Genomic DNA, 26,121 nt, shown 5'->3' on the forward strand with positions numbered 1-26,121 from the left:
CGGCTAGGCGGGGTCGGCGAGGCGCCAGTACTGCTTCTTGTCCTTGTCGTGCACGACGACGTTGAGGGCGGCGAGTTCGGCGAGGAGTTCGGCGAGGTCGCCGCCGTTGGACTTCTCGAGGGCGTGCTGGCGGGCCTTGAGGACGGCGTTCGCGCCTTGCGGGAGGCCGTCGGCGCCGGGGACCCAGCGTTTGAACTCGGCGGTGTACGGGTCGCCGCCGGGGAGCCAGCCGTAGCCGTGCTTACGGAGGGCGGCGGCGAGCTGGTCGGAGTCGAGGTCGAATTCGACGTTGGCGAGTTCCTGGCGGCGGTGGCCGAGCACGACGATGCGCTTGTCCTGCACGAAGACGCCGCTGACGTCGGCGCGGTCCAGCTCGCGGTCGTAGTCGCCGCGCCTGAGGCCGATCCGGTCGCGGCCGACGGTGATCTTCAGCATCTCGTGGAGGGCGAAGAGGGCGAGCACGACGCCGAGGAGGAGCCCGGCGGCGAGGGCGACGACGAGGCGGAGCGTCTCGGACAGTTCGGTGAGCAGTTCGAACAGGCCCTGGAAGGGGAACCAGCGGAGGCCGACGATCCATTCGACGATGAAGGTGAGCCCCCATCCGAGTGCGGCGCCGGCGAGGGGGAGGCCGATGAGGAAGGCCGGGCCGACCCAGGCGGGGTCGGCCACGGTGGTGGTCTCGCCGATGCGGGCGTGATCGGTGGACATGCGGTCGCCTTTCGGTCGGATGCGAACGACTTCACTGTATTGGGACCCTTCTGAGCTGCGCAAACATTGCGCCGAGATCGAGCCCAAGGGATGAGCGGTACGGCGGTGTCCGATACCGAAGACGCCGGGGCCGGGGCGCGGGCGATACGAAAGTATCGGGGACCCGACACCCCTTGAGCCCTCCAAACGGGTGAAAGCGCCGCAAACGGGATCAGGCTCGGCTAGCGTCCGGTTTGTTCGATCCGGAACGCGGCCATGGACTTGCGCCGCACGCGAGAAAGGCCCGGAGCCATGCCGCACCGCCGTTCTGCAACGCTCGCCGCCGCGGCGGCGCTCCTGTTCTGCACCGCTTCCGCCGCCACGTCCACCGCGGAGACCAAGAACTTTGTGGACATCGTGTTGACCGAAGGCGGCAGCCGCTGCGCGGCCGAGCGCGTCGAGGTCGACGCCGCCCCGCCCGCCCGGGTCTCGATCGATGACGGACGGGTCGACTTCGACTGCAGCGGCAGCACCTGGTTCGCGTTCAAGAGCGACGCCCTGTTCGCCTTCGACGACGCGAAGGGCACGGCGACCGCCGCTGAGGTCCGCATCGCCGCCACCAAGTTCGGCGTGACCTGCACGTACAAGGCGTCCCGGGTGACGCTCAAGCGGGAAGGCACCGGCCGCGGCTACAGCGGCGGCCCGATCCGCGCGGGCAAGGTCGGCGGTTCGTTCCTGTGCCCGGATGCGGTGAACCTCGACTCGGCCGAGGTCGTCTTCCACCAGTAGCCAACGCCCGCAAGCGAAAGCGTCGGACCTCCGCTCAAGGCACCGGCAGCGGCCGTTGCACGAGCGTGCCCTCCCGCGCCGCCGCGACCGCGTCCCGCCAGGGCTGGGCCGCGGCGGGGTCGCGCTGCTCGGGCACGCGCTCCTCGATCAGGTCCAACTCCAACTGCTGCAGGCGTTCCTGCGCGACCCGCACGGCACCGAAGCTCCGCAGGTACCGCCGCCGCGCGCGCCGCCGCGAGAGGCTCGCGGCCTCGACGGGCGCGAGGCTCCCCAGCCGCACCTCCTCGGCGGTGACCGCGGCCCAGCGGGCCCGGAACCCGCGACGCACCACTATGCACACGACCACGAGGACCGCGAAGTTCACCAGCGGCCTGGCCAGCGCACCGGCGACCCCGCCGCCGAGCAGCGGGCTGTTGAACAGCCAGTGCATGCCCATCGCGAGCGCCAGGCACCCGGCCGCGACCCAGGCCCGCAGGGCCGCGGGCCGGCGCGACGCGCTCACGAGGTACCCGATCCCGGCCCCCGCGACCGCGCTCATCGTCCAATGCGATCCGATGCCGGTGACCAGGATGCGCACCCACAGCACCTGGCCGGTGGCCCCGACCGGGTCCACGCCGCCGGCCATGCCGATCGCGTTGAGGCCGTAGGTGAAGTTCTCCATCAGCTGGAAGCCGAACCCGACGAGCGCGCCGTACACGAAGCCGTCGGCGGCGCTGCGCACCAGGCGGGTCGAGACGCACGCCAGCAGCACCACGCCCGCGGTCTTCACTGCCTCCTCGTTGAGCGGCGCGGTGAGCGCCGCCGACCATTCGGCCGAGGCCTCCAGGCCCAGGGCCTTCGACCAGGCCGAGAGCAGCACGCCGTTCATCACCAGCGCGAGCCCGCACGCGCCGAACGCGCCCCACATGAGCGCCAGCCAGGTGCCCGCCCACGGCGGGGCCTGCACGGGCCGCAGGATCCGGCGCGCCAGCCACAAGGCGACCGCCAGTCCCATGCCGAGCACGAGCAGGTTGAGCACCGTGCTGTCGGGGAACGCCAGCACGACCGGCAGGAAGTCGCTCTGGATCGTCCAGACCCCGAAGGCGGACACCGCGATCATGACCCAGAACCCCACGGTCCGGACGTTCACGTTGACCGGGCGCGGCACCGCGGTGTGCGTGTAGACGGTCATGACGCCTCCTCGAACGCGATCGAGTCGATGAGGTCGGCGGCCGCTGCCATCTCGCTGTCGCCGGTGCCGGCCGGGGCGAGGACCTGCGCCTCCACCGCGGTCGTGCGGTCCGCGTCGGGCAGCACGTACGCCTGCCCTGACCGGTCGCCGAGCTGCAGGTCCCCTTGCAGCCCGGCGGTGCCCGCGGCGTTCTCGTACCCGGTCGGAGCATCGAGTCGCACGTCGACGCCTTGGCGGCGTTGGATGTCCAGGAGCCGGTCCAGGCCCTGCCACAGCTCCTCCGGCGAGGTCGCGGCCGGGACGGTCACGCTGGACAGCTGCACCACCACATCCCCGTGCACGAGCACGAGACGCGAGTCGATGTCGCTCGACGCGCTGTCGAGGACCCAGTCCTCGCCGACCTGCACGGTCGCCCGCTGGTCGAACCCGAAGCCGATCACCGTGTCGGGCACGACCGCCGTCCCGTCGGGCTGCGACTTCGCGAAGACGGCCTCGGCGGCGAGCAGCACGATCAGCACGCCCACCACGGCCAGCGGCACCCGGATGCGGCGCCTGCCGTGCACCGCGTTCCCCGCGGCCCCTATGTCGTTCATGTGATCCAACGTAGCCAGAATTCGGCCGCTCTAACCTGGGAAGACTCTCAGACAGGGGTTTCTGTGAGCATTCCGATCCCCGGTCCGCGGTGCGTCCGCGGGCACCATCTCGGCGTCAGCCTGGTCGCGGCGGCCGACCGGTGGGAGGATGTTGCGCATGTCGACACTGGCGCAGGGTTCGAGGGACCACCGTTTCCGCCGCATGACGGGCCGCGACCCCGAGGAGTCGCACCGCACCGCGACGCCGCTCGAACTGCTCTTCGATCTGACCCTGGTCGTGGCGTTCAGCCAGGCGGGCGCGCAGACGGCGCACCTCCTCGAGCTCGGGCACTACGCGCCCGCGATCGGCGCGTTCTCCTTCTCGGTGTTCGCGATCTGCTGGGCGTGGATCAACTACTCCTGGCAGGCGTCCGCGTTCGACAACGACGACGTGTTCTTCCGCGTCGCCACCATGGTCCAGATGCTCGGCGTGCTCATCCTCGCCCTCGGGCTGCCGCAGATGTTCCACTCGATCGACGAGGGCGCGCACGTCGACAACAGCGTGGTCGTCGCCGGGTACGTGGTCATGCGCGTGGCCGCGATCGCGCTGTGGCTGCGCGTCGCCCGCCACGACCCCGAGCAGCGCCGCAACGCCCTCACGTACGCCGTCCTCATGGCGATCGCCCAGGTCGGCTGGATCATCCAGATCTTCACCGACCCGCCGCTGGCGGTCACCGCCGTGGTCGTGCTCGTCCTCGTGCTCTTCGAGATGGTGATCCCGGTCGTCGCCGAGCTGCGGGGCGGCCGCAGCCCGTGGCACCCGCACCACATCGCCGAACGCTACGGGCTCTTGGTGATCATCACGCTCGGCGAGATCGTGCTCGGTACGATCCTCGCCGTCTCAGCCGTGATCGAGGCGCAGGGCTGGTCGGTGGAGGCCGTGCTCGTCGCGTTCGGCGGCACCGCGCTCGCGTTCGGGCTGTGGTGGGTGTACTTCATGATGCCCTCGGGCGAGGTGCTCGCCCGGCACCGCGAGCGCGGATTCGTCTGGGGCTACGGGCATCTGCTCATCTTCGGCTCGCTCGCCGCGACCGGCGCGGGCCTGCACGTGGCCGCCACGGTCATCGAGCACATCGCCCACATCAGCGCGACCGCCGCGATCCTCACGCTGGTCATCCCCGTCGCGATCTTCACGACCGCGCTCTTCTCGCTCTACTCGTACCTCCTGCGCGAGTTCGACCCGTTCCACGTGCTCCTGTTCGTGGGCTCGATCCTCGCGCTCGCCGCCTCGGTCGTCGCCGTCGCGGCGGGCGCCACGGTGGGCGTCGGCATCGTGATCGCGGCCTGCTCGCCGCTGGTCGTCATCGTCGGGTACGAGACGGTCGGCCACCGCCACCAGGCCGCCTCCCTCGAACGCGCCCTGGAGTAGTCACCGACACCTGTCGATGTGGGCCGGTCGACCCCCACCTAGGTCGACCGGCCCTGCCGGGAGCATCAAGTCTTCAGTCGTCGCCGGAAGCGGCGATGAGTGATCGGGCGCGTTTCAGGATCCACGGGCACCACTGGTCGTTTTTCCAAGCGCCTCGCCAGACCACTTGGAAGCCTTCGGTATTGCGGTCGACCGGTTCGGCGGGCTCGTCGATGAAGCGGCAGACCTCATGCGGGCCCACGCCGTCGTCGCAGTCGATCAGATACCCGCAAGCGCCGTCCGGGAGATCCGGACCGAGCCGGTAGAGCGAGAACAGCGCATGGCCTCTCGCGAAGTCGCCCAGGAGACCGAGCGTCGACGACCCGCCGTCCGAACGACGACCGACGCGGGCACGCGACTCCCCCGCTGCCGCCGCCGTCTCAGCCATCGCAGAACCTCACCGACGCCGGGGCGCGCTCGATCATGTGCTGTCCCATCGGCGAGGGCCGCCCAGGACGCGGCCGCTCCCGCAGCCGGTCGCCGACGTGCGCGCCCACGATCACGAGGCTGAAGGCGCACTCCTCCACCCACACCTTCCAGTCCTCCTCCGCCCCGGACCAACCCGGGCCCCAGGTCGCCTTGAGGTCGCCGGAGTTCATCCCCGAGACGATGAGCACGATGTCTTCGCGCGAGCCGGAGTACACCTGGAACGAGTCCGGCGCTTCATTACTGGACACGCGAACCCGATAGATCCGCAAGCTGTCCCGGAACTCTCCCCGCTCCAGGCCCTTACCCTGCACCGCATTGCCCTGCTGCTGACCGCCCAATGCCTTACCTCCACTTCGAGTTGTCGCATTCCCGACAGATTCAGGAGCTGCGATGGACTTCTCGATGTATCGAATGTAGGCAACGGCGATGGGGTTCCGAAAGAATGACGAGGTTGCACTAGCTGCCCCGCAGGAGCACTTGGTAAGAATCGACCGGAAAGTTCTGCACCCCAATCCTTTCCTTATCGGACTCCGCATTGCATCGAACACTTGCGCGAGGGTACCGTCTGATCACAGTGCGTTTCCACCGACGAACTCTCCGGGAGGCTTGAATGCCGCTCTCACACCTTGCCGACTGGTACGTCCCTGCGGAACTCCAAGCGTTGTATACCGAGTCCGGACTCACCTACGGACAGATCGGCGCCAAACTCGGCGTGAGTGTGCGGACCATCGGTAACTACCTGACCGGAGAGACCCGGCCGAAGCTCGCAATGGCCGCGAAGTTCGCGGAGGTCTGCGGAGCGACCGAGAAGCGGACCGAATTCCTGATCCACGTCATCAGCCAGATGGACCACGGCCGGATCGTGTCTGATCTCGAGGAACGCAACATCTTCATCATCGAGCGAGCCGAAGCGACCTATGGAGAATTCTGGAAGTGGGAACCCTGGTATATCCCCGGGCCCCTGCAAATCGAGCGGTACCACATGGAAGCGCTGGCGGGTCAAGACGAGCGACCCATGCAGCAGTGGCCACGAAAGCTTCGCCGCCAGATCATGATCCTCCGCCGCAACCCGGCACCCACCATGAGGTTCCTGGTCGGTCTCAACGCCCTCCAGCCGCTCGCGCAATGGGAGTGGGGCGAAGATCAGTTCAAGAAGCTCCTTGAATTCGATCGGATGCCCAACTGTGAGATCCGGGTTCTCGAAGGCCTGCACCGAGGAGTGGAGCACTCCTTCGAAATCTATGCACCTGCCGAAATGGCGAAGGCCGGACCTGCATTTGTCTATGTTGAAGCCCTTGACCAGAGCCGACACATCGAGGAGTCCATCAAGATCGACATGTACCATGGCCGAGTCAACAAGATGTGGTCTTTTGGAACACGATTCGGAGGGCGCCTGGATGACTGGGTTCACTAGCTGGCGGAAAAGCTCCCGCAGCTCAGGGGCGTCGGACAGCAGTTGCGTCGAGTGCCGCGTGACCTGGCGAAAGAGCACCCATAGCTCCGGCGCAAGCGACAGCAACTGCATCGAAGCCCGACCCGAATCCGGCGGCTTCCAGGTCCGGGACTCGAAACTCGGCCACGATTCGCCGATCTTCGACCTCGGCGCACCCGACTTCAAGGCGCTCCTCGCGGCCGCGGAGTAAGCATCTGAGATCAGCTGAGCATTTGCCCGTGCCGATACTCGTGGAAGGGCTGCGGGTACGAGGATGGTTGCGGTCAGGGCGATCAGCGACGACAAGGCGGCGGATGTTCGGGGACGTCCTGCGGCCACCCGGCCTGGTCGGGCGCGGGCCTGGAGCGGCGACCGAGACCGGCCCGGCGATCGCGCTCCGGCCGGGTTGCCCCGTGTCATTCTGTGCCATCACGCCCGCTGCGCATCCCTGAACATCTGGCCGCTCACACTTGCAACCCAGGTCCAGGCATGCCGATGGGGCCGAACCCCTACGGGATGCAGCCTGCGTTGGCGTTGCGGCGTCTCCCCTCGACAGGTGCCGCCTGCCGAGGGCGATGTAAGAACGGGATCGGATCGAGAGCCGACCACCGTTCACCGGTCAGATCCGGTGGGACAGCGGCGGGTCGAGTGGCTCCGCTCGGTGTCCCGGGCGGCCGGTTGGCCTTTCTCTCCCCGTTCCGATCCCGCTCCCCGACTGGGCCCGCGGACGGAGCAGCCGTGTCGGCTTCGCTCGCAGCCTCGGCGGTCAGGGTCCGGTAGGTCTCCCGCGCGCGGGACCGGGCGGCCATGGCGGCTTCGATAGCCTTGTCCGTCCCGTACTGGGCGAGAGCGTCAAGTTCGGCCCGGTGGACCGGGGACCATTCCTCGCGTTCGAGATCGATGTCGAACACCGCGGACAGGTCGTCAGTGTCCACCAAGGGCTTCGTGACTCGGCCCGCCTCAGCGCACGCAGGGCAGCGCTCACAGGGAGTGTCGGGTGTGCAGCCTGCACGAGTGATCAACGCCTTGCCCGGTCCGGTCTTCTCGATCCGCCACCCGTCCGCATGGAGGCGCCCATGATGGAAGCGGCACAGCAGGATCAGGTTCTCGGCATCCGTGGGCCCGCCATCGAGCCAGTGCACCAGGTGGTGCGCTTCGAGCCAGGACACCGGCCGTCCGCACCCCCGCCAAGCGCACCCTGAAGCCTGCTCGGCCTCGAGCTTGCGGCGCAGCGGGGCTGTGGGGAGCCGCTCGTGGCGGCCCAGTTCGACCACTTCGCCCTCGGTGTAGTCGAAGACCATCGGCACCACTCCGGCCTCACACGCCAGGTGGCGCGCGCGGGTGATCCCGACCGGACGGCCTTCCAGACGAGGCGTCCGCTCCGGGTGGTCGGCGAGGGAGACCTCGCCCTTGAGCACCTCGACATCAGCGATCAGCGAGAGCGTCGCGGTGTGGCCGTGGCGAGTCGGCGCCCCCTTGGCGGTTCCGGCGGCGGCGACCAGTTGGTGGAAGGCCTCCGCGGCCCGGTTCGCCTGCGAAGGAATGACACCGTCGGCGTCGACCTCGTCCTGGCGCGGCGGTGCGATCGCGGTCTTCAAGTACTTGTCGAGCAGGCGACCGGTGTCGGCGGTGAGGGTCCCGTCGAGATCCCACATCCCATCGGGACGCTCGGTCACCTCCAGATGCGCCAGCGCCTGCTGGGAGGCCTCGTCCATCATTGCGACCCGGTCGAACAGGGCCGCCGCGATAAGGTCGATCGCCTCGCGCAGCTCCGCGTGCGAGGCGTGGACGCAGTACTCCCTGATCAAGGCCTCAGGCGTCTCGCACTGCACCGATGCGTCGTAGGGGGAGGGCTGCGGCCCGTCGTGATAGGGGATGCGGGCGTGCACCCTCAGGCCCTTGCGGTCCAAAGCGAGCATCGCGTACGCGACTGCGTCGATCTTGGCCGCGCCCGTGCGTGCGCTCTCGGCCAGCACCCGGAACTTCGGTGCCAGGCGCACGATGCGGGCGATCTGAGAGGCGGTGGTGTAGGTGAAGTCAAAGCATTCGCGTAGCCACTCGAGGATGCCGGAATGGCCGTCGAGATCCTTGTGCATGCCCGCCGAAGTGTAGGCCAGCACCGTTCGCAGAGCGGCTGCGTCGCGGACACGAGATTGAGCGGCGAGGACATCGAGCTCGGCGCGCATGACGGCCGCCTGCGCTTCACGTTCGGCATGGCCGGTACCGCAGACCAGGGAGGCTCGGGAGGGGATGGTCGGGGCCATTGGTCCTCACCTCCTCGATGTCTTCTCGAATAAGCTGGCAATTTTCGCTTGCTTGTCGTAATTCAATGATGACAGGGTGAAGTTGGATCGACATCACCCGGAAGGGTGAAACTACTGTGTGGACTATTCATATTGCCGCTGACTTTGCATGCGCCGCAATGAAAAGCACGCGTCGGCGACGGTGAGCTCGCCCCACCCGAGGGCCGAGCGCGGACCGCACCGACCCTCAACCTCTTGTCGCCGCCGGCTTTGACCGCCACCATCGACTGCCCGAGGGCCAGGATCGGACCGCACCGACCCTCAACCTCTTGTCGCCGCCGGCCTTGACCGCCACCATCGACTGCCCGACACCCGGCGACGACCGCCACCACTCTCATCACTGCGGGACTTGACCGAGGCAGGCCGTCAAGCCGGGCGCATGAGGCGGAGGTCGTCGCCCCAATCGTCGAGGATCTTGTGGTGCCCTGCATTGCGAGCCTTGCGTTCCACTTCAGCGAAGAGCCCCCGCTGGATGCCGGTGTCGGCGGTCGTGATGATGCGGCCGATGGTGTCGAGCAGCGCGGAGGTGTCCCAGCCGCGCAGCGGGTAGTGCTCCAGTTCCCACTCCAGGCACTTGTTGTAGGGGCGTGGCCGACAGTCCAGAGTGAACAGCAGGTCGAGGAGGTAGCCGATGCTGTCGGCCGCGTCGAGCCGGCCCGCCAGCGCAAGGCCGTCGCGCTGGTTCTTCACCGATCGGTACAGGGAATTCGCGTAGGCGTCGAGTACCCCTGCGGCGCGCTCGAAGGCCGTCTGCGGGTCGAGGCGGGCCTTGCCTGACAGGTACGCGGTGAGGCGGCCTTTGGTGCGGTCGAGGACGACGCGGCTGCGGGCGAGGGCGTACCGCGTGAACTCGGGCAGGGCATCCCCCAGCAGCTCGTTGACGGGCATGACGTTGAGGTCGAGCGCGGTCGAGCGCATGCCGTGGTGGCGTTCGAGAGTGGTCGTGGCGTCTTCGGCGGTGATGACGAACAGGTCGTGGTCGGAGTGCTCTGTCGTCAAGCCTTCCATGGCATTCGAGCCGATGAGGAACAGCCCGACCACGGCCGGGTCGGCTTCGGCGGCGCGGACGGCGTCGTCATAGGTGAGCGGCTGCGTTTCGGTCATCGCCGATGTCTAGCAGCCGCTGAGGCGCAGGGAAAGCGAGTATCCAGACGACACGACGGTCAGCCGATGAGGTCCCGTTTGGGTCGGACCACGCAGAACTCGTTGCCTTCCGGGTCGGCGAGGACCGTCCAGGACTCGTCACCGGTCTGGCCGATGTCGACCCGGGTCGCGCCGAGGGCGAGGATACGGTCGATCTCGGCGAGGCGGTCGTCCGCGCTCTCGGCGTTGAGGTCGAAGTGCAGGCGGTTCTTCCCGCGCTTGGATTCGGTGACCGGCATGAAGCAGATCCCCCACGCGGCGTTCCGGTCCGCGCCGATGATGACTTCGCGCTCCTTCTCGGAGACGACCTCCCAGCGCAGGACCGCGGCCCAGAACCGGGCGAGACCGGGCAGATCGTGGGCGTCGATGACGATGTGGTGCAGAGCAACGGCCATCGCCGTAGTATGCGCCACAGCGGCATCGGCTGGCACGCGGCAGTCGGGGCGATCTGCCAGGCGGGCAGCGGTTTCGGGGTCGGTTCCCCTTGCGGGACCGGTCCTCGGATCACCGAAAACGGGCGTGAGCGGCGCTCGCCCTCTCTAGACTGCGGGGATGGCGATTCGATGGACGACCGCGTTCTGGGACTATCCGGCCGAGGCCTTCGAGGACGGCATTGCGTTCTGGCTCAAGGTGACCGACTCGACCCTCTCGGAGCGGCGAGGCCCGGGCGGGGAGTTCGCGACCCTGCTGCCGAAGGAGGGCGACCCGTGCCTGCGAGTGCAGCGCATCGGGGAGGGCGAAGGCGGCAGCCACCTCGACCTGCACGTGGACGATGTCGAAGTCGAAGCGGAGCGGGCGATCGGGCTCGGCGCGACCGTGGTCCACGAGGAGCCCGGCTTGGTGGTCCTGCACTCCCCCGGCGGCTTCGCGTTCTGCCTCGTCGAGCACCACGGGGAGGCGGCCGTGCCGCCCCCGCTCGATTGGCCCGGCGGGCAGCGCAGTCGGGTGGACCAGCTGTGCATCGACATTCCGCCGCAGGCGTTCGACCACGAGATGGCGTTCTGGCAGACCTTCACGGGCTGGCGGCAGACCGTGACCGATACTCGGGAGTTCCGGCGGCTCCTGCCGCCGCCGGAGCTCCCGCTCCAATTCCTGTTGCAGCGCTTGGACCTCGCCGAGAAGGGGCAGAGCGCGACCGCGCACATGGACCTGGCCTGCTCGGACATCGACGCCGAGACCGAGCGGCACGTGGGGCTCGGGGCCGAGGAGGTGCGGCGCCACCACTGGTGGCAGGTGATGCGCGACCCCGGCGGCCTCGAGTACTGCATCACCCGCCGGGACCCTGACCTCGATCTGCACCCGATCACCTGAGCATCGGCGCGAACGCCTCCCGCGAGTGTCTGCGGGAGGCGTTCGCCTTGTGCGGCACCAGGTCGTACCGAATCAGGACGTGGGAAGGCGGCGCCCGAGGACCGGGATGAGGATCGCGGCCACGATCACGTGGAGGATCGCGAGGAAGACCTTGGTGCCGATGCTCGCTTCGGTGAAGACCACCGGGAAGACCTCGAGGGCGAAGACGACGCCGGCGCCGATGCGCCAGATGAGCACCGCGCGCTTCCTGGCGAAGCGGTCGAGGATCGCGCGGGCGAGCCACCCGGCGCCGCCGAAGAGCACGACCGACATGGCGACGTTCCACCACGCGATCGGCACCGGGTCCTGGCCGGGCTGGCTCGCGGTCAGCTCGACTCCGGCGAGACTCGCTATGCCCCAGGCGATCAGGGCGGCGACCATGGTGGCGCCGAGGGCGAGCAGTCGGGCGCGCCAGACCGGGGCCGAGGTCTCGACCGCGACTTGTTCGTCTGTTTTGGACATTCGTTGACTCCAGTGCCTTGGGATTCGAGTTCGGGGGAACGCCTTCGAAGGTATGGCCGGGAGCCCGGAGCGCCCATCTGCGAGCGTCCTCGGTTCATACGCGATCGTCCTCGGACCTGCCGTGCAGCGCCCGCGCTGGCTAGGGTTGCCGCATGGATGTGCTCAGCGACGTTTTGGCCGTGCTGCGGACCGGCCGGCCCTTCGCCGCCCGGTTCTCGCTCTCGGCGCCCTTCTCCGATCAGCGCCGGAGCCACGCGAACGGGTTCGGCGTCCAGATCATGGTGCGCGGCAACGCGTTCGTGACCACCGCCGAGGGCCGGGTCGTCGAGGTCGGTGAGGGCGACGTGCTCGTGGTGCCCCGCGGCAGCTCCCACACGATCGTCTCCGATTCGCTCAGCACCCCGACCGGGCCCGAGTGCGACGGCTCCGGCCCTGCGGGGCTCATCCTCCGCACCGCGGACGACCCCGAGGCCACGCACGTCATGGTCTGCCTCGCGTACGCGATGGCGCCCGGGCGCACCCATCCGCTGCTCGCCGCGCTACCCGACTTCACCCGCATCCCCGCCGATCCGGTGGCGCGGCCCGAACTCGCGGGCGCGATCGGCATGCTCGAGCACGAGCTGCGCGCCGAGCGCGGCGGCGGCGACACGCTCGTGTCGGCGCTGCTCGACGCGGTCCTGATGTACCTGCTGCGGGCGCTGCTGGAGGGCAACGCGCGCCATTGCGGGTTCGACGGCTGGGCGGCGGCCCTCGCGGACCGGTCGGTCGGGGCGGCGCTGCAGGCCATCCACGCCGAACCGTCCCGGCAGTGGTCGGTGAGCTCGCTCGGGGAGGTCGCCGGGCTCTCGCGGTCGGCGTTCTCGCGGCGGTTCACCGAGCTGGTGGGCCAGCCGCCGCTGGGGTACTTGACGTTCTGGCGGCTGACGCTGGCCGCGCGGCTGCTCTCGGACACGGACGCGCCCTTGGCGACCGTGGCCCGGCAGGTCGGGTACGCCTCCGAGTTCGCGTTCGCGGCCGCGTTCAAACGCGACTTCGGCCAAGCCCCGGGCCGCTTCCGGAAGCAGGCCCCCTCATGCGAGCCCGCGGTGCCCGCGTTCGACCGCGAGACCGTCCCGGCCTGATCCGCGGCCGCCGACCGCTCCCCGCGGACCGCCCTCCGGCGCTCCACCGCAAGCCCGTGCCCGCCCGATCCGCCCGCCTCCCCGGACGCGCGCCTCCCGGGACGTACCGTCGACCGACAGGCGATTCGAGGAGGCGGCATGGCCATCGAAATGGGGGTCCGCGAGAGCGCGCAGCGGCTGCTGGCGCGCCGGGTCTGGTACGCGGCGCTGTTCGCGGTCGTGCTGGCGTCCCTGGTGGTCCAGACCGTGCTGGTCGTGCAGGGCGGGACCGACGTGAACGCGAGCGAGGCGGCGGCCCCCGCCGGCCTGGCGGTGCGGCTGGTGCGCCTGGCCAGCTACTTCACGATCCAGAGCAACGTGGCCGTGCTGGCGGTCGCGCTCCTGCTGATGCTCCGGCCCGGCCGCGACGGCCCGCTGATGCGGGTGCTGCACCTCGATGCGCTGCTGGGCATCGCGGTCACCGGGCTCGTGTTCGCGATCGTGCTCGCGCCGCTGACCGACCCGCAAGGGATGGCCGCCGCGGTGAACGCGGGCCTGCACGTCGTCTCGCCGATCGCGGCCGTGCTCGGCTGGGTCCTCGTCGGCCCGCGCGGCTGGGTCGAGCGGCGGGTCATCGCGTACGCGTTCCTCTGGCCCGTCGCCTGGATCGCCTACACGCTCGTGCACGGCGCGCTCACCGGCTGGTACCCGTACCCGTTCCTCGACGTGGCCGAGCTCGGCTACCTCAGGTCGCTGGGCAACATCCTGGTCGTCCTGGCCGTGGCGTTCGCACTCGCGCTCGTGGCCGCCTGGGCGGACCGCAGGCTCCAGCGCTTAGGCGCGCTTGCGGGCGGCCTTGACGGCGATCACGACGACCGGGATGAGCAGGAGCGCGCCGATCCAGAGGACGCCGCCGGGCGCGGTCGCGTCCACGACGTAGCCGCCCGCGAAGGAGCCCACCGCGATCGACAGGTTGAACATGACCGTGTTCAGGGAGGTCGCGATCTCGACTTCGCCGGGCTCGACCGCGTTCATGTACCAGGTCTGCAGGACCGGCGAGACCAGGCCGTAGCCGACGCCCCAGAGCACGAGGACGGCCGTGGCGGAGAAGAGGTCGCCGACCGCGAACGCCATGAGCGCCATGCCGAGCGCCATCGCGACGCCGAGCGCGGCGAGGGTGCCGCGCAGGCGGGTGCCGATGAGCGAGCCGGAGGCGACGGTGGCGATGAGGGCCGCCGCGCCGAAGGCGAGGAGCAGGGCGCTGACGTGGCCCGCGGCGATGCCGTTGGCCTGGAGGATCGGGCTGATGAAGGTGTAGGCGATGAAGTGGCCCGTGACGATGAAGAAGGTCAGGGCCAGGCCGATGCGCACGCCCTTGTTGGCGCGCACCAGCTTCGGGAGCGACGCGAACGAGACCGTGGTGTTCGACGGGAGCTTCGGCACGAGCAGCGCGATCGCGGTCATGGCGACGATCGCGAGCGCGGCGAGGGCCCACATGGCGGCGCGCCAGCCGAAGTGGTCGCCGATGAGGGTGCCGGCCGGAACGCCGAGCACGGTGGCCGCGCCGATGCCGCCGTAGACGGCGGCGGTCGCGCGGGGCACGTCGCGTTTGGGGACCAGGCGCAGGGCGATGCCGCCCGCGACGGCCCAGAACGCGCCGATGGAGAGGCCCACGAGGACGCGGGCCGCCAGGAGCAGTTCGAAGCCGGAGGCCAGGGCGGCGCCGACGTTCGCGGCGGCGACGAGCACGGCCAGGCCGATGAGCACGAGGCGGCGGTCGAGCCGGCGGGTGAAGACGATGCTCAAGGGCGCGGCGATGGCGGCGACGAGGCCGGGAACGGTGACCATGAGGCCGGCCGTGCCGGCGGAGACGCCGAGTTCGGAGCCGATCGGGGTGAGCAGGCCGACCGGAAGGACCTCGGAGGTCATGACGACGAAGACGCCGAGGGCGACGGCCGCGACGGCGAGCCACTGCTTGAGCGTGGCGCGCTCGGGCGCGGCGACGGCGGTCGTCGGCAGAGCGGAAGTAGGGCGATCGTCAAGAGTGGTCACGGCGGCGGGCCTTTCGCGGTTCGGTTCGGGTCAGAGTCCTGGGACTCATTCGCCGGAACCGGTCCACCACTCGGTCCGCGCTCGGTGACACGGGCTCGGCTCGTACAGGGGCTGCGGGCCTCGCGAGAGGCGTTCGGCCGGGCGAGGCTCCATAGCGAGCCCGCCCTTGGCGGTGTACGAGCGTTTGCCCTGACCAGCTGCACGATGTACTGCTGGGGCGTCGCCTGTCCCCAAGGGTAGCGCCGTCCGGCGCGATTCGGAATGGTGAACTTCATCGCATCGCGACTCGCACGCCTGGCGGGAAGCCGTGGCCTCGTCGCGTCAGGTGTGGCGGGGCCATGACAGACTCCATGCTGCGTATCACGCACCCCTACGGAAGGAAAGACGAGCAGATGTCAGCAGAAGGCGGCACCAAGGCGATCGTCGCGGCGCTATTGGCGAACACCGGGATCGCGATCAGCAAGTTCATTGCGGCGGGGATCACCGGTTCGGCGTCGATGCTGGCCGAGGGCGTCCACTCGGTGGCCGACGCGTCCAACCAGGTCCTGCTGCTCATCGGCGGCAAGGCCTCGCGCAAGGCCGCGAGCCCGGCCCACCCGTTCGGGTACGGGCGCGAGCGCTACATCTACGCGTTCATCGTCTCGATCGTCCTGTTCTCCATCGGCGGCGTGTACGCGCTGTACGAGGGCTACCACAAGTGGCACGAGCGCGGCCACGGCGGCGAGCTGGAGTGGCCGCAGGTCGCGGTCGGCGTGCTGCTCGTGGCGATCGTCCTGGAGTCGTTCTCGCTGCGCACCGCCGTGAAGGAGTCGAACCACGTCCGCGGGAACCAGACCTGGACGCAGTTCATCAAGGGCTCCCGCTCGCCCGAGCTGCCCGTGATCCTCCTGGAGGACATCGGCGCGCTCGTCGGCCTCATCCTCGCCCTGATCGGCGTGAGCCTCTCGTGGATCACCGGCGACATCCTCTTCGACGCGCTGGGCACCTTCAGCATCGGCGTGCTGCTCGTCCTCATCGCGATCGTCCTCGCCATCGAGATCCGCTCGATGCTCATCGGCGAGTCCGCGACACTGGAGGACATCGACGCGATCAAGACCGCCATCAACGACGGCGAGGGCGACACCCTCATCCACCTCAAGACCCTGCACGTGGGCCCGGACGAGCTGCTGGTGGCCGCGAAGGTCGGCATCGGCGTCTCCGCCACGGGCGAGCAGGTCGCCGCGCAGATCGACGCGGCCGAGGCGCGCATCCGCGCGGCCGTGCCGAAGGCCAAGATCATCTACATCGAGCCCGACATCCCGCGCACCGACGCTTAAGGTGCTCTCATGGCCAAACTGGTGCTGGACCTGCACGACATCTTCAACAAGGGCGACCAGATCGAGAAGGCGCTGCGGGAGGTGATCGACGAGGCGGTCGCGAAGAAGATCGACCTCGTGGAGATCATCCCCGGCAAGGGCTCGGGGCAGCTGAAGAAGAAGGTGCTCAGGTTCCTCGACCAGAAGGAGATCAAGGCCCTGTACCACCGGGTGGACAAGGACTCGAAGAACTTCGGTCGGCTGTTCGTGCACTTCCAGCACAAGGACAAGGACAGGCGCAAGAAGCGGTAGTGATGTCCGACGGCGGCGCCGCCTCCTCCCCTGGGGCGGCGCCGCCGTCGCGCGTTCGCTAGTCGATCAGGATCCGGTCGCGCTCGACTCGTTCCCTCTCCAGCATCGGGTCGGGCGCGCCGAGCAGCTCGAGCAGCCGCAGGACCGGGACCCGGTAGCTGTGGCCGATCCGAAGGACCTGGACGGGGAACTGTCCGTCCTTCGCCAGCCGGTACGCGACCGTCCTGCCGATCCCGAGGATCTGCGCGGCCGTCTCGACATTCGTCATCACGCCGAGCGACTTGACTCGCTCGACGGTCCAGATCTCGTCGATGACGACACTCGAAGGCCCCACCTTCGCATTCGGTGTCATGTTGGTCCTCTCTGGCGAGCCGAGCCGACACGGGGTGCATCGGCCGGGTGACGCCTAGGACCAGTCGACCCCACCCGGCACTGCCAAGTCCAGAGTGCCGCGCCGGAATTCACTCTTACGCGTGGTATCCGATTCCTCACTTGATGAGGATCGTTTGGGCGCGAATGGGACTCATCGCGCATAACGAGCCCGTTCCGAGCCCTCGTCACATCGCTGAGCTGCCGAGATGCGCCGTAGCACGGGATAGGTTAGCCTTGCCTACATGCCAGACGGCCCCACTGACCCCGGCTTGAACGGGCGCGCCCTCCGCCTCGCCTACGACGGCGAGACCGTCGTCCACGACGCCGACATCACCCTGCGCGGCGGCCAGGTCACGGCCCTCCTGGGCCCCAACGGGTCCGGCAAATCCACCCTCCTGCGCTCCCTCGCCCGCCTCCACAAGGCCGACCACGGCACCGTCGAATTCACCGACGGCATCGACGCGGCCACCCTGAGCCCCAAGGACTTCGCCCGGCGCGTCTCCCTCCTCGCCCAGTCCCGGCCCGTCCCCGGCGGCATCCGCGTCGTCGACGTCGTCGGCTACGGCCGCCACCCCCACCGCGGCCGCTGGCGCCAAGGCGACGAAGCCGGCCCCGCGATGATCCAGCGCGCCATGGAGATCTGCGGCGTCGCCGCCATGGCCGAGAAAGGCGTCGAAGCGCTCTCCGGCGGCGAGCGCCAACGGGTCTGGTTCGCCTCCTGCCTCGCCCAGGACACCGCCGTGCTCCTCCTCGACGAGCCCACCAACCACCTCGACCTGCGCTACCAGGTCGAGATCCTCGACCTCGTGCGCGACCTCGCCGACGAGCACGGCACGGCCGTCGGCATCGTCCTGCACGACCTCGACCAGGCCGCCGCGGTCGCCGACCATGTGGTCCTCCTCCACGACGGCCGCGTCAAGGCCACCGGCACCCCGTCAGAGGTCCTCACCGCCGAGAACCTCACCGCCGCATACGGCATCGACATCCGCGTCGACACCGACCCCGCGACCGGCCTGCTCACTGCCCGGCCCATCGGCCGGCACAGCAGCAGGTTCGCGAGCACCGCCACCGAATAGAAGGAACCCGATGCGAATCCCCCACCTCAAGCGCTCCGCCGTGCCCGCGGCACTGGCCGCCGCCGCGCTCCTCGCCGCCTCCGCGTGCGGCACCACCGAGGAAGGCGCCGGCGACGAGGCGACGGAGGCCGAGTCCGGCCCCGTGTCGGTCACCGACTTCCTCGGCCGCACCGTCGAACTCGACGCGCCCGCCGCGAAGGTCGTGACCCTCGAATGGGCCGAGACCGAGATCGCCGCGAGCCTCGGCGTCATGCCCGTCGGCGCGGCCGACCTCGAGGGGTACAACACCTGGGTGGGCGCCTCGGAGCCCATGGACGAATCGGTCGTCGACGTCGGCACCCGCCAGGAGCCCTCGGTGGACGCGATCGCCGGGCTCAGCCCGGACCTGATCATCATGGAGCCCGACGACGAGGCCCTCATCGAGCAGATCGAGGCGTTCGCCCCCGTCCTGGTCGTCGAGGGCTCCAACGCCGCCGACAACCTCGCGCGGATGCAGCGCGACGTCGACATGATCGCCGAACTCACCGGCACGACCGCCGAGGCGGACGCGCTGTGGGCGGAGCTCCAGTCGAAGATCGACGCCACCAGGACCGCCATTGAGGCCGCCGGCACCGGCAGCGTCCCCTACCTGTACGCCGACGGCTGGGTCGAGGGCGACGCGATCTCCATCCGCCCCTTCGGCTCCGGCTCGCTCGTCGGCGCCCTCGGCACCGCCCTGGGCCTGGAGAACGCCTGGACCGGTGAGACCGACGCGGCGTGGGGCCTGGGCGGCACCGACGTCGAGGGCATGGCCCAGTACACCGACACCGAGCTGAAGTTCATCTACAACAACTCGTACAACGACGACATCTTCAACGAGAAGCTCGTCGGCAACCCGATCTGGGACGGCCTGAAGTTCGTCAAGGACGGCAGCATGTACGAACTGCCGCACAGCGTCTGGACCTTCGGCGGCCCGCGCTCCTCAGGCGCCGTCCTCGACTACTTCGCCGAGGTCTACGCCAGTTGAGCACCGTCCGCCCGCCGGCGCGGCCTGCGGTGACGGGCCCTGCGGGCCCGCGCCTCCTCCCGACCGCGGCGGTCTTCACCGCCGCGGTCGGGGCGCTCGTCGCGCTGGCGGCCCTCCACCTCACCCAGGGGACGTCCGCTGTGGACGGCGGGGACCTGCTGCGGCTGCTCACGGGCAGCGCCGACCCGGCCGTGTGGAACGTCCTCGAAGGCGCGCGGCTGCCCCGGCTGACGGGCGCGGTGCTCACCGGGATCGCGCTCGGCGCCTCCGGCGTGCTGCTGCAGTCGGTGGCGCGCAACCCCCTCGCGAGCCCGGACACGCTCGCGGTGAACGCGGGCGCGCACCTGGCCGTCACGGCCGTGGCGGCGTTCGGGCTCACGCTCCCGCTGCTCTCGGGGATCGGTGTGGCGTTCACCGGTGCGCTGCTGACGGCGGGGCTCGTGCTCGCGCTCTCGGCGGGCGGCGGCGAGTCCGCCACGACCCGCCTGATCCTCGCCGGGTCCGCGACCGCGATGGCCGCGAACTCCCTGGTGACCCTCCTGGTGCTCCTGTTCCAGGAGGAGACGACGGGCCTGTACGCCTGGGGCTCGGGCAATCTCAACCTGGCCGGGTTCGGCACCATCGTGCAGGCCGCGCCGCTCGTGCTCATCGCGGTCGCCGTGGCGGTCCTCAGTGCGCCGCGCCTGGACCTGCTGCGCCTGGGCGACGACACCGCCTCCAGCCTCGGCGTCCACGTGCGCCGCACCCGCCTCGTCGCCGTCGTCTGCTCGCTGCTGCTCGCCGCGTGCGCGGTCACGGTGGCGGGCCCGATCGGCTTCGTCGGCCTCGCGGCCCCCGTCATCGCGCGGCAGATCGCCGTGCGGGTGCCGGTGCTGCTCGCACACCGCGTCCTGATCCCGTTCAGCGCCTTGTGCGGGGCGCTCGTCATCGTCGCCGCCGACCTCGCCGTCCGGGCGGTCCTGGGCGCCGAGAAGAGCATCGAAGTGCCCGTGGGCGTGGCGACCACGCTCCTCGGCGCGGGCGTCATGGTGTGGCTGGCCCGCTCGGTCGCCAGCGGCGGCGGCGAGGACCGGCCCGCGATCCTGCACGGCGCCGCGAATCGCAGCCGCCTCGCTTTCACCCTCATCTGGATCGGGCTGGCCGCCGCCGCGGCGGCCGCCCTCATCGGCGGGATGCTCGCCGGGGACACGATGCTCCTGGGCGGCGACCTCGTCAACTGGGTGGCCGGGACCACGGGCGACTCGTACACGTGGATCATCGACCAGCGCTACCCGCGCGTCATCGCCGCGATCCTCGCCGGCGCCGCGCTCGCGTGCGCCGGGGCGGTCACGCAGGGGATCCTGCGCAACCCGCTCGCCGAACCCGGGCTCCTCGGCGTCACCGCCGGGGCGGGCGTCGGCGCGGTCGCCCTCATCACGTGGGTGCCCACGGCCGGGGCCTGGACCGTCACCGGCGTTGCGGCCGTAGGCGGTCTCGGCGCTTTCGCGCTGGTCTACGCCCTCGCGTGGCGGGGCGGGCTCGACACGTCGCGGCTGGTGCTCATCGGCATCGGCGTGTGGTCGTTCGGGATGGCCGCGATCACGCTCATCATCCTGGCCTCGGACCCGTGGAACATCCCGAAGGCGATGACCTGGCTCTCGGGGACCACGTACGGGCGCACGGCCGACCGGCTGATCCCGCTCGCCGCCGCCCTCGTGGTGGTGCTGCCGCTGATCCTGGCGCACCGCAAGGAGATCGACCTCCTCGCGCTCGACGACGACACGCCGCGCGTGCTCGGCGTGCGCCTGGAGCGGACCCGCCTGCTCCTGCTCGGCGCCGCCGCGCTCCTCACCGCCGCCGCCGTGGCGGTGGTCGGCGTGATCGGCTTCGTGGGCCTGGTCGCACCGCACCTGGCGCGGGCCCTGGTCGGCAGCAGGCACACCCGGGTGCTGCCGGTGTCGATCCTCATCGGCGTGCTCCTGGTGAGCCTCTCGGACACCCTGGGCCGCACCGTGATCGCCCCCGCCCAGATCCCCGCGGGCCTGGTCTGCGCCCTCATAGGGACCCCCTACTTCATCTGGCTCCTGTGGAGGACCCGGACCCGGACGTGAAGGAGGCGCGCAGCCGCTCGGCGTACACCTGGCGCTCCTCCGGCGCGGCCCAGCCGGGGAGCGCCTTCGTCGCGTACAGCCGGTCGCCCTCGTAGCGCGGGAAGACGTGGACGTGCAGGTGCCAGACGTCCTGGTTCCCGGCGGGCTCGTTGTGCTGGCGCGTGGAGACGCCGTCGCAGCCGTAGGTCTCGCGGCGCGACGGCGACCTCCCGCACCAGGTCCCCCACGGCCGCATAGGCGTCGGCCGGTACCGAGTACAGGTTCTCGTGGTGCCCGGTCGGCACTACGAGCACGTGGCCGCGGTTGTTCGGCCACCAGCGCGGCGAGACGAACGCCGCGGCGTGCTCGTCGCGGCGCACGACGTCCTCGACATTGGTGACCCCGTCGCTGTGTCCCGCAAGGAGATTGCAGAACGGGCAGTGGTATCCGGGCGGCTCGTGCGAGGTCTCCATCGCCCCACGGTAGCGGGCCGCCGGAGCGGGGAATTCGCCCGGCGGGTCGAGCGGCGTTCACCCGGGGTTCACGGGGAGGACCGAGCATCGAGTCGACAGCGCGACCCCCGATTCGAGGAGCCTCCTTGCTTTCCCGCCTTCTGACCCTCACCGCCTGCGGCACGGCCGCGGTGCTGGTGTGCGCCGCCTCGGCGCAGGCCCATCCCCGCGGCGACGACGAAGTGACCGCCGAGCTCGAGACCCCCGCGCTCTGGGCGGACGACGACGCCGACGCCGACGACCCCGCGATCTGGGTCGACCCGGACGACCGCGAGGACAGCCTCGTCATCACCACCGCCAAAGAGGCCGGCCTCTACGTCTACGGCCTCGACGGCGAGGAGGTCCAGCACGTCGCGCCCGATCCCGCCCCCGGCGAGGACGACGCGCCCGGCCGCTACAACAACGTGGACCTGGTGCGCGGCTTCGAACTCGGCGGCGAGGAGGTCGACCTCGCGGTGGCCTCCGACCGCGGCATGGACGACCTGGGCATCTTCGCGATCGATGACGGAGAGCTGGAAGAGGTGACCGACCCCGACACCGGCTGGATCTTCAGCGAGTCGCAGGACGAGGTCAACGGCGAGCACACCGCGTACGGCCTCACCACCTGGCAGGACGAGACCGGCGCATACGTCCTCGTCAGCCGCAACTCCGAGACCGAAGTGGCCCTTTTGAAGCTGGTCGCGAACGGCGACACCGTGGGCTGGGAGAAGATCCGCACCCTCGCCCTCCCCGCCGAGTTCACGATGCCCGACGGCTCGACCTGGACCACCTGCGACGACCCCGGCCAGTACGCGCAGGTCGAAGGCATGGTCGTCGACAAGGCCAGCGGCACCGCCTACCTCGGCCAGGAGCTCGTCGGCATCTGGAAGGTCAGCGCCGACCTCACCGGTGAGCCCGAGCTCGTGGACACCGCCGTCGAGTTCGGCCTGCCCGGCGCCTACAACGCCGAGACCGACGAGTGCGAGTACGGCGAGAACCCCGGCTTCGGCGGCGACGTGCTGCGCACCGACATCGAGGGCCTCACCATCTACTCCACGGGCCGCGGCAAGGGCTACCTGCTCGCCTCCAGCCAGGGCGACGACACGTTCGCCGTCTACTCCCTCACGAACGGCAACCGGTACATCGGCTCCTTCGCGATCGGTGACGGCGACGTCGACTCGACCCAGCACAGCGACGGCGCGGACGTCGTGAACGTGAGCCTCCCCGGCTTCGACGGGGGCCTCCTGGTCGTCCAGGACGGCGACAACACGCCTGAGGGCAGCGACGAGTCGAGCACGAACTTCAAGTTCCTGGAGTGGGAGGACGTGGCCGAGGACAGCGGCCTCGGCCTCGCCCAGGCCCGCGGACGCCGCTGACCGCACCCCGCAGCGCGCCGCTGGGGCCCCCAGGACCCGGCGGCGCTCATTCCGCGGCGCTCGGCAGCAGCTTCGTCTCCGTGCGGACCTTCCACGCCGCCACCGGCGTGAAGCAGACCGTCACCAGCAGCGCCCAGGCCCAGAGCTTCGAGAGGTGGACCGGCTCCCAGCCGTCGGCCTGATGCGGGTACACCCACGCGCCGAAGTAGGTCCCGATGTTCTCCGCGATCCACAGGAACACGGCGATGAGCGTGAACGACAGGGCCAGGGGCATCCGGTACTCCGCGTCGCCCACGGTGAAATGCACCCACGTGCCCAGTGTGATGAAGACCAGCAGCACCGTGAGCGCCAGCCGGATGTCGAACAGCCAGCCGCTGGACAGGAAGTTCAGGTAGATCAGCAGGCTCACCGCGGTGGTCGCCCACAGCCGGTAGCCCTCGATCCGCAGCCGCAGCAGGCGCCACGACCGGCACACGAAACTGCCCACGGCCGCGTACATGAACCCGCTGTACAGCGGCACGCCGCCGACGGCGAGCACCCCGAGGTCCGGGTACGTCCACGAGCCGATCGCCACCTTCACCAGCTCGAACCCGAGGCCGAGGGCGTGGAAGCCCGTGACGAGCAGCAGCTCCTTCCACGTGTCGGAGCTGAACAGCAGGAAGAACAGGGTCATGCCCATCCCGTAGACGAACAGCGCGTCGCCGCGCTCCAGCGGCAGCGGCATCACCGCCGAGGCCGCCAGGCCGAGGAAGATCGCGACCGCGAACACGCAGGCGCGCGCCTCCAGCAGTCCGAATCGCCACAATTGCCCTATCAAGCGGCCCAAGGTGAACGGGGTCCGCTCGCGGCCCGGCCGCATCCTCCACAAGAACGACATCGACCCATCGTGACGGACCTTCGCGTCCCTGCCAAGTCCCGCCGAGGCCGAGACCGCCCTACTTCGGCTTGCGGGCCACGACCAGGTCGCGGTTGATGGCCTGGTCGACGCGGTGCTCGAAGTCGAGGAACGGCGCCGCGTCCATGACTTCGAGGCCCGCTTCCTCAAGGATCGCAACGAGATCGGCGCGGCCGGTCGTGTAGAGGTTCCACGAGAGCCCGATCGCCCCGCCCCGGCGCAGCAGGTCCGCCCAGACCGGGACCGCCGCCTCCAGGACCTCGGTCGGCTTGCGCGTCAGCGCCCGCGTGTCCTTCACCGCCGCGTGCTGCACGCCGTACGGCGCGTCGGTCACGATGAGATCGAAGGCGCCCTTGCGGAAGACCTCGCCGCTGCGCAGCGTGTCCGCGTTGACGATCTCCACCACCTGCAGGTCCCCCGCGCGGTGGCGCTCCTTCGTCGCCGCGAACTCGACCCGGGTGCGCTGCCCGACCCCGCGGCCCTCGCGCTTCACCCGGCTCTGGACCGCGTGGTGCTTGAGCCGCTTGTCCTTCAGCCAGCGCTGCACGAACGCGCTGTACGTCTCGAAGTCGCGCTTGTCGACCTCCACGCCGAACGCGTCCCAGCCGTACATCGCGGCCTGGTTCAAGGTCGTGCCGCGCCCGCACATCGGGTCGAGCACCGTGACGTCGCCGGCAAGGAGCCGGTCCGGGTCGAGGGCCACCGCGGCGGTGACGTTGAGCAGCAGCTTTGTGAACTGCTCGTTGGTCTTGCCCACGTATTTGAGGATGGTGACGAGGTCGTCGTCGTACCGGTCGAGCCGCTCGACCGCGATCGGCTCCAGCATCTCGCCGCGCACCGCGAACAGCGCGTACAGGGAGGAGAGGTTCGCGAGCAGCTTCAGGTCGCGGGCGCTCAGCGAATCGGAGCGGAACGTGAGGTACGGGACGCCGCCGAAGGCGGCCTCCTCGACGTCCGCGATCGCGCCGTCGAGCGCGTGGGCGCTGAAGACCCGGATCTCGTTCGCCGCCATGCGGGCGGCGGTGCGCGCGTACACGCGGTTGGCGGAGGGCGATATCAACATCGCGTACTGCTGCATCGACTTGCAAACCTTCAAGGACCATCGGACACGTGAAAGGCCCCGGCCTGCCGGCCGGGGCCTTGACTAGCGTGACCTTAGCAAACGCCGCCGGGCGGCGCAGCGAGGCCGAGGATCCGGGGGCGGCGCCCGCTCGGACTGCGCAGGCCCTGCCACCGCCCCCCGGCGCCGGTCTACGCGTAGAAGTCCGGGCGTTCGGGCAGCTCGATCGGGACGATCTCGCCCGAGTGCAGCGAGCGCACGGCCGCGTCCACGACCACCGTGGCCGCGAAACCGTCCCATGAGGATGGTCCGGTCGGCTCCTGGCCCCCGAGCAGACGGTCGACCCAGTCCTGGAGCTCGACGTCGAAGGCGTCGGCGAAGCGGTCGCCGAACTCCTGCAGCACCTCAGCGCTCGCCTTGGCGCCCTTGCGGACCACGGGCGCGGCCGGGTCGGGCAGGCGCACCGCGCCGTCCTCGCCCACGATCTCGCACTGGATGTCGTAGCCGTACTGGCAGTTCACGAACGCCTCGACGTCGACACGCGCCCCCGAGGCGGTCTCGAACAGGAAGATCTGCGGGTCCTGCAGGTGCGGGAACCGCTTCGAGGTCTTGCGCGGCAGGATGGTCTGCACGGTGGTGAACTCCTCGCCGAGGAGCCAGCGCATCGCGTCGACCTCGTGGACGGCGGTGTCCTTGGCGGCCATCTCGGTCGTGTAGGCCTCGCGCACGTTCGGGTTGCGGTGCACGCAGTGCGCCATCAGCGGCTCGCCGATCTCGCCCGCGTCGAGGACGCGCTTCATCTGCCGGTACCCGGCGTCGTAGCGGCGCATGAACCCGACCTGCACGAGGCGGCGCCCGGCGGCCTGCTCGGCCTTGAGGATCCGCACCCCGTCGGCGGTCTCGGTGATGAGCGGCTTCTCGCAGAACACCGGCTTCCCGGCGGCGATGCAGGCGAGCACCTGCTCGGCGTGGGCCGGGCCCCAGGAGGTCACGACCACCGCCTCGACCTCGGGGTCGGCGATCAGCCGGTCGGCGGTGTCGATCACGCGCGCGCCCACCGAGGCCGCGACCTTCCCCGCCGATTCGGGGTCGATGTCCGAGACCGCGACGACCCGCGCCCCGGCCACGACGTCCGTCAGCCGGTGCACGTGCTGCTCGCCGATCCAGCCGGTGCCGATCAGGCCGATGCCGATGCTCATGGTGTTCCGTCC

27 protein-coding genes and 1 pseudogene are annotated in these 26,121 nt (G+C 70.0%); 13 read left to right on the forward strand and 15 right to left on the reverse strand.

The genetic code is table 11. The annotated features are described in order from the left end of the window. Positions 1-3: 3 nt before the first annotated feature. Complete coding sequence (locus QWI33_RS10080) at positions 4-708, reverse strand: YqeB family protein (RefSeq protein ID WP_289957120.1); 705 nt, start codon at positions 706-708, stop codon at positions 4-6. A 291-nt stretch (positions 709-999) separates the two neighbouring features. On the opposite strand from QWI33_RS10080, the gene QWI33_RS10085 reads away from it, so the two are divergent. Further along, positions 1,000-1,476, forward strand: coding sequence for a hypothetical protein (locus tag QWI33_RS10085; RefSeq protein ID WP_289957121.1), 477 nt, complete (start codon positions 1,000-1,002; stop codon positions 1,474-1,476). Positions 1,477-1,510: 34 nt separating this feature from the next. Here QWI33_RS10085 and QWI33_RS10090 read toward each other — a convergent pair whose 3' ends face one another. Both QWI33_RS10090 and QWI33_RS10095 read right to left on the reverse strand, forming a co-directional pair. Continuing rightward, positions 1,511-2,647: a PrsW family intramembrane metalloprotease gene (locus QWI33_RS10090; RefSeq protein WP_289957122.1), complete on the reverse strand. Its 1,137-nt coding sequence runs from the start codon at positions 2,645-2,647 to the stop codon at positions 1,511-1,513. Next, positions 2,644-3,240, reverse strand: a complete 597-nt coding sequence (locus tag QWI33_RS10095) for a hypothetical protein (RefSeq protein WP_289957123.1) — start codon at positions 3,238-3,240, stop codon at positions 2,644-2,646. The genes QWI33_RS10090 and QWI33_RS10095 overlap by 4 nt, the downstream gene beginning before the upstream one ends. 157 nt (positions 3,241-3,397) lie before the next feature. On the opposite strand from QWI33_RS10095, the gene QWI33_RS10100 reads away from it, so the two are divergent. Further along, the gene (locus tag QWI33_RS10100; RefSeq protein ID WP_289957124.1) at positions 3,398-4,648 is read left to right on the forward strand and encodes a low temperature requirement protein A; all 1,251 of its coding nucleotides are present in this window, start codon (positions 3,398-3,400) and stop codon (positions 4,646-4,648) included. A gap of 73 nt (positions 4,649-4,721) precedes the next feature. On the opposite strand, the gene QWI33_RS10105 is transcribed toward QWI33_RS10100, so the two are convergent. Further along, positions 4,722-5,075, reverse strand: coding sequence for a hypothetical protein (locus tag QWI33_RS10105; protein ID WP_289957125.1), 354 nt, complete (start codon positions 5,073-5,075; stop codon positions 4,722-4,724). Beyond that, positions 5,068-5,364 (reverse strand): hypothetical protein, encoded by a 297-nt coding sequence (locus QWI33_RS10110; RefSeq protein ID WP_289957126.1) that lies wholly within the window; start codon positions 5,362-5,364, stop codon positions 5,068-5,070. Before QWI33_RS10110 ends, QWI33_RS10105 begins: the two co-directional genes overlap by 8 nt. A 362-nt stretch (positions 5,365-5,726) precedes the next feature. Here QWI33_RS10110 and QWI33_RS10115 point away from each other — a divergent pair, with 362 nt between their 5' ends. Together QWI33_RS10115 and QWI33_RS10120 are read left to right on the forward strand one after the other, a co-directional pair. Next, positions 5,727-6,530: a Scr1 family TA system antitoxin-like transcriptional regulator gene (locus tag QWI33_RS10115; protein ID WP_289957127.1), complete on the forward strand. Its 804-nt coding sequence runs from the start codon at positions 5,727-5,729 to the stop codon at positions 6,528-6,530. Positions 6,531-6,588: 58 nt separating this feature from the next. Beyond that, on the forward strand, positions 6,589-6,759 hold the full coding sequence (locus tag QWI33_RS10120; RefSeq protein ID WP_289957128.1) for a DUF397 domain-containing protein: 171 nt from the start codon (positions 6,589-6,591) through the stop codon (positions 6,757-6,759). Between the two features lie 298 nt (positions 6,760-7,057). Here QWI33_RS10120 and QWI33_RS10125 read toward each other — a convergent pair whose 3' ends face one another. The 3 genes from QWI33_RS10125 to QWI33_RS10135 form a co-directional block, all read right to left on the reverse strand. After that, on the reverse strand, positions 7,058-8,812 hold the full coding sequence (locus QWI33_RS10125; RefSeq protein ID WP_289957129.1) for an HNH endonuclease signature motif containing protein: 1,755 nt from the start codon (positions 8,810-8,812) through the stop codon (positions 7,058-7,060). Between the two features lie 405 nt (positions 8,813-9,217). Continuing rightward, entirely contained in the window at positions 9,218-9,955 is a 738-nt protein-coding gene (locus QWI33_RS10130; RefSeq protein ID WP_289957130.1) for a hypothetical protein, read from the reverse strand. Positions 9,956-10,014: 59 nt separating this feature from the next. Continuing rightward, entirely contained in the window at positions 10,015-10,389 is a 375-nt protein-coding gene (locus QWI33_RS10135) for a VOC family protein (protein ID WP_289957131.1), read from the reverse strand. A 157-nt stretch (positions 10,390-10,546) separates the two neighbouring features. Here QWI33_RS10135 and QWI33_RS10140 point away from each other — a divergent pair, with 157 nt between their 5' ends. Beyond that, complete coding sequence (locus tag QWI33_RS10140; RefSeq protein WP_289957133.1) at positions 10,547-11,305, forward strand: VOC family protein; 759 nt, start codon at positions 10,547-10,549, stop codon at positions 11,303-11,305. Positions 11,306-11,377: 72 nt separating this feature from the next. On the opposite strand, the gene QWI33_RS10145 is transcribed toward QWI33_RS10140, so the two are convergent. Continuing rightward, positions 11,378-11,806, reverse strand: a complete 429-nt coding sequence (locus QWI33_RS10145; RefSeq protein WP_289957134.1) for a DUF6069 family protein — start codon at positions 11,804-11,806, stop codon at positions 11,378-11,380. A 152-nt stretch (positions 11,807-11,958) separates the two neighbouring features. On the opposite strand from QWI33_RS10145, the gene QWI33_RS10150 reads away from it, so the two are divergent. Continuing rightward, complete coding sequence (locus QWI33_RS10150; RefSeq protein ID WP_289957135.1) at positions 11,959-12,927, forward strand: AraC family transcriptional regulator; 969 nt, start codon at positions 11,959-11,961, stop codon at positions 12,925-12,927. A gap of 150 nt (positions 12,928-13,077) precedes the next feature. Next, a pseudogene (locus tag QWI33_RS29345) lies at positions 13,078-13,716 on the forward strand (Pr6Pr family membrane protein); the annotation flags it as partial. A 24-nt stretch (positions 13,717-13,740) separates the two neighbouring features. On the opposite strand, the gene QWI33_RS10155 reads toward QWI33_RS29345, so the two are convergent. Next, entirely contained in the window at positions 13,741-14,958 is a 1,218-nt protein-coding gene (locus tag QWI33_RS10155) for an MFS transporter (RefSeq protein ID WP_289957136.1), read from the reverse strand. Between the two features lie 392 nt (positions 14,959-15,350). On the opposite strand from QWI33_RS10155, the gene QWI33_RS10160 reads away from it, so the two are divergent. Continuing rightward, the gene (locus QWI33_RS10160; RefSeq protein WP_289957137.1) at positions 15,351-16,274 is read left to right on the forward strand and encodes a cation diffusion facilitator family transporter; all 924 of its coding nucleotides are present in this window, start codon (positions 15,351-15,353) and stop codon (positions 16,272-16,274) included. 9 nt (positions 16,275-16,283) lie between these two features. Continuing rightward, entirely contained in the window at positions 16,284-16,565 is a 282-nt protein-coding gene (locus tag QWI33_RS10165) for a Smr/MutS family protein (protein WP_289957138.1), read from the forward strand. Between the two features lie 58 nt (positions 16,566-16,623). Here QWI33_RS10165 and QWI33_RS10170 read toward each other — a convergent pair whose 3' ends face one another. Next, entirely contained in the window at positions 16,624-16,917 is a 294-nt protein-coding gene (locus QWI33_RS10170) for a helix-turn-helix domain-containing protein (protein WP_289957139.1), read from the reverse strand. Positions 16,918-17,179: 262 nt separating this feature from the next. Here QWI33_RS10170 and QWI33_RS10175 point away from each other — a divergent pair, with 262 nt between their 5' ends. Genes QWI33_RS10175 through QWI33_RS10185 form a run of 3 tightly spaced genes read left to right on the forward strand, consistent with a single transcriptional unit; the run spans position 17,180 to position 21,109 of the window. After that, on the forward strand, positions 17,180-18,013 hold the full coding sequence (locus QWI33_RS10175; protein ID WP_289957140.1) for an ABC transporter ATP-binding protein: 834 nt from the start codon (positions 17,180-17,182) through the stop codon (positions 18,011-18,013). A gap of 10 nt (positions 18,014-18,023) precedes the next feature. Continuing rightward, entirely contained in the window at positions 18,024-19,019 is a 996-nt protein-coding gene (locus tag QWI33_RS10180; protein WP_289957141.1) for an ABC transporter substrate-binding protein, read from the forward strand. Continuing rightward, on the forward strand, positions 19,016-21,109 hold the full coding sequence (locus tag QWI33_RS10185) for an iron ABC transporter permease (protein WP_289957142.1): 2,094 nt from the start codon (positions 19,016-19,018) through the stop codon (positions 21,107-21,109). The genes QWI33_RS10180 and QWI33_RS10185 overlap by 4 nt, the downstream gene beginning before the upstream one ends. Here the strand turns inward: QWI33_RS10185 and QWI33_RS10190 are convergent. Beyond that, positions 21,072-21,344 carry an HIT family protein gene (locus QWI33_RS10190; RefSeq protein ID WP_289957143.1) on the reverse strand — a complete coding sequence of 91 codons (273 nt, stop codon included), beginning with the start codon at positions 21,342-21,344 and terminating at the stop codon, positions 21,072-21,074. The genes QWI33_RS10185 and QWI33_RS10190 overlap by 38 nt on opposite strands. 342 nt (positions 21,345-21,686) lie before the next feature. On the opposite strand from QWI33_RS10190, the gene QWI33_RS10195 reads away from it, so the two are divergent. Next, positions 21,687-22,955: a phytase gene (locus QWI33_RS10195; RefSeq protein ID WP_289957144.1), complete on the forward strand. Its 1,269-nt coding sequence runs from the start codon at positions 21,687-21,689 to the stop codon at positions 22,953-22,955. A gap of 46 nt (positions 22,956-23,001) precedes the next feature. Here QWI33_RS10195 and QWI33_RS10200 read toward each other — a convergent pair whose 3' ends face one another. The 3 genes from QWI33_RS10200 to QWI33_RS10210 all read right to left on the reverse strand — a co-directional run bounded on the left by QWI33_RS10200 (position 23,002) and on the right by QWI33_RS10210 (position 26,109). Further along, entirely contained in the window at positions 23,002-23,832 is an 831-nt protein-coding gene (locus tag QWI33_RS10200; RefSeq protein ID WP_289957145.1) for a DUF817 domain-containing protein, read from the reverse strand. A 58-nt stretch (positions 23,833-23,890) separates the two neighbouring features. Then, complete coding sequence (locus QWI33_RS10205) at positions 23,891-24,928, reverse strand: TRM11 family SAM-dependent methyltransferase (RefSeq protein ID WP_289957146.1); 1,038 nt, start codon at positions 24,926-24,928, stop codon at positions 23,891-23,893. 173 nt (positions 24,929-25,101) lie between these two features. Further along, the gene (locus tag QWI33_RS10210; RefSeq protein WP_289957147.1) at positions 25,102-26,109 is read right to left on the reverse strand and encodes a Gfo/Idh/MocA family protein; all 1,008 of its coding nucleotides are present in this window, start codon (positions 26,107-26,109) and stop codon (positions 25,102-25,104) included. Positions 26,110-26,121: the final 12 nt, after the last annotated feature.

The organism is Glycomyces tritici (genome assembly GCF_030403505.1).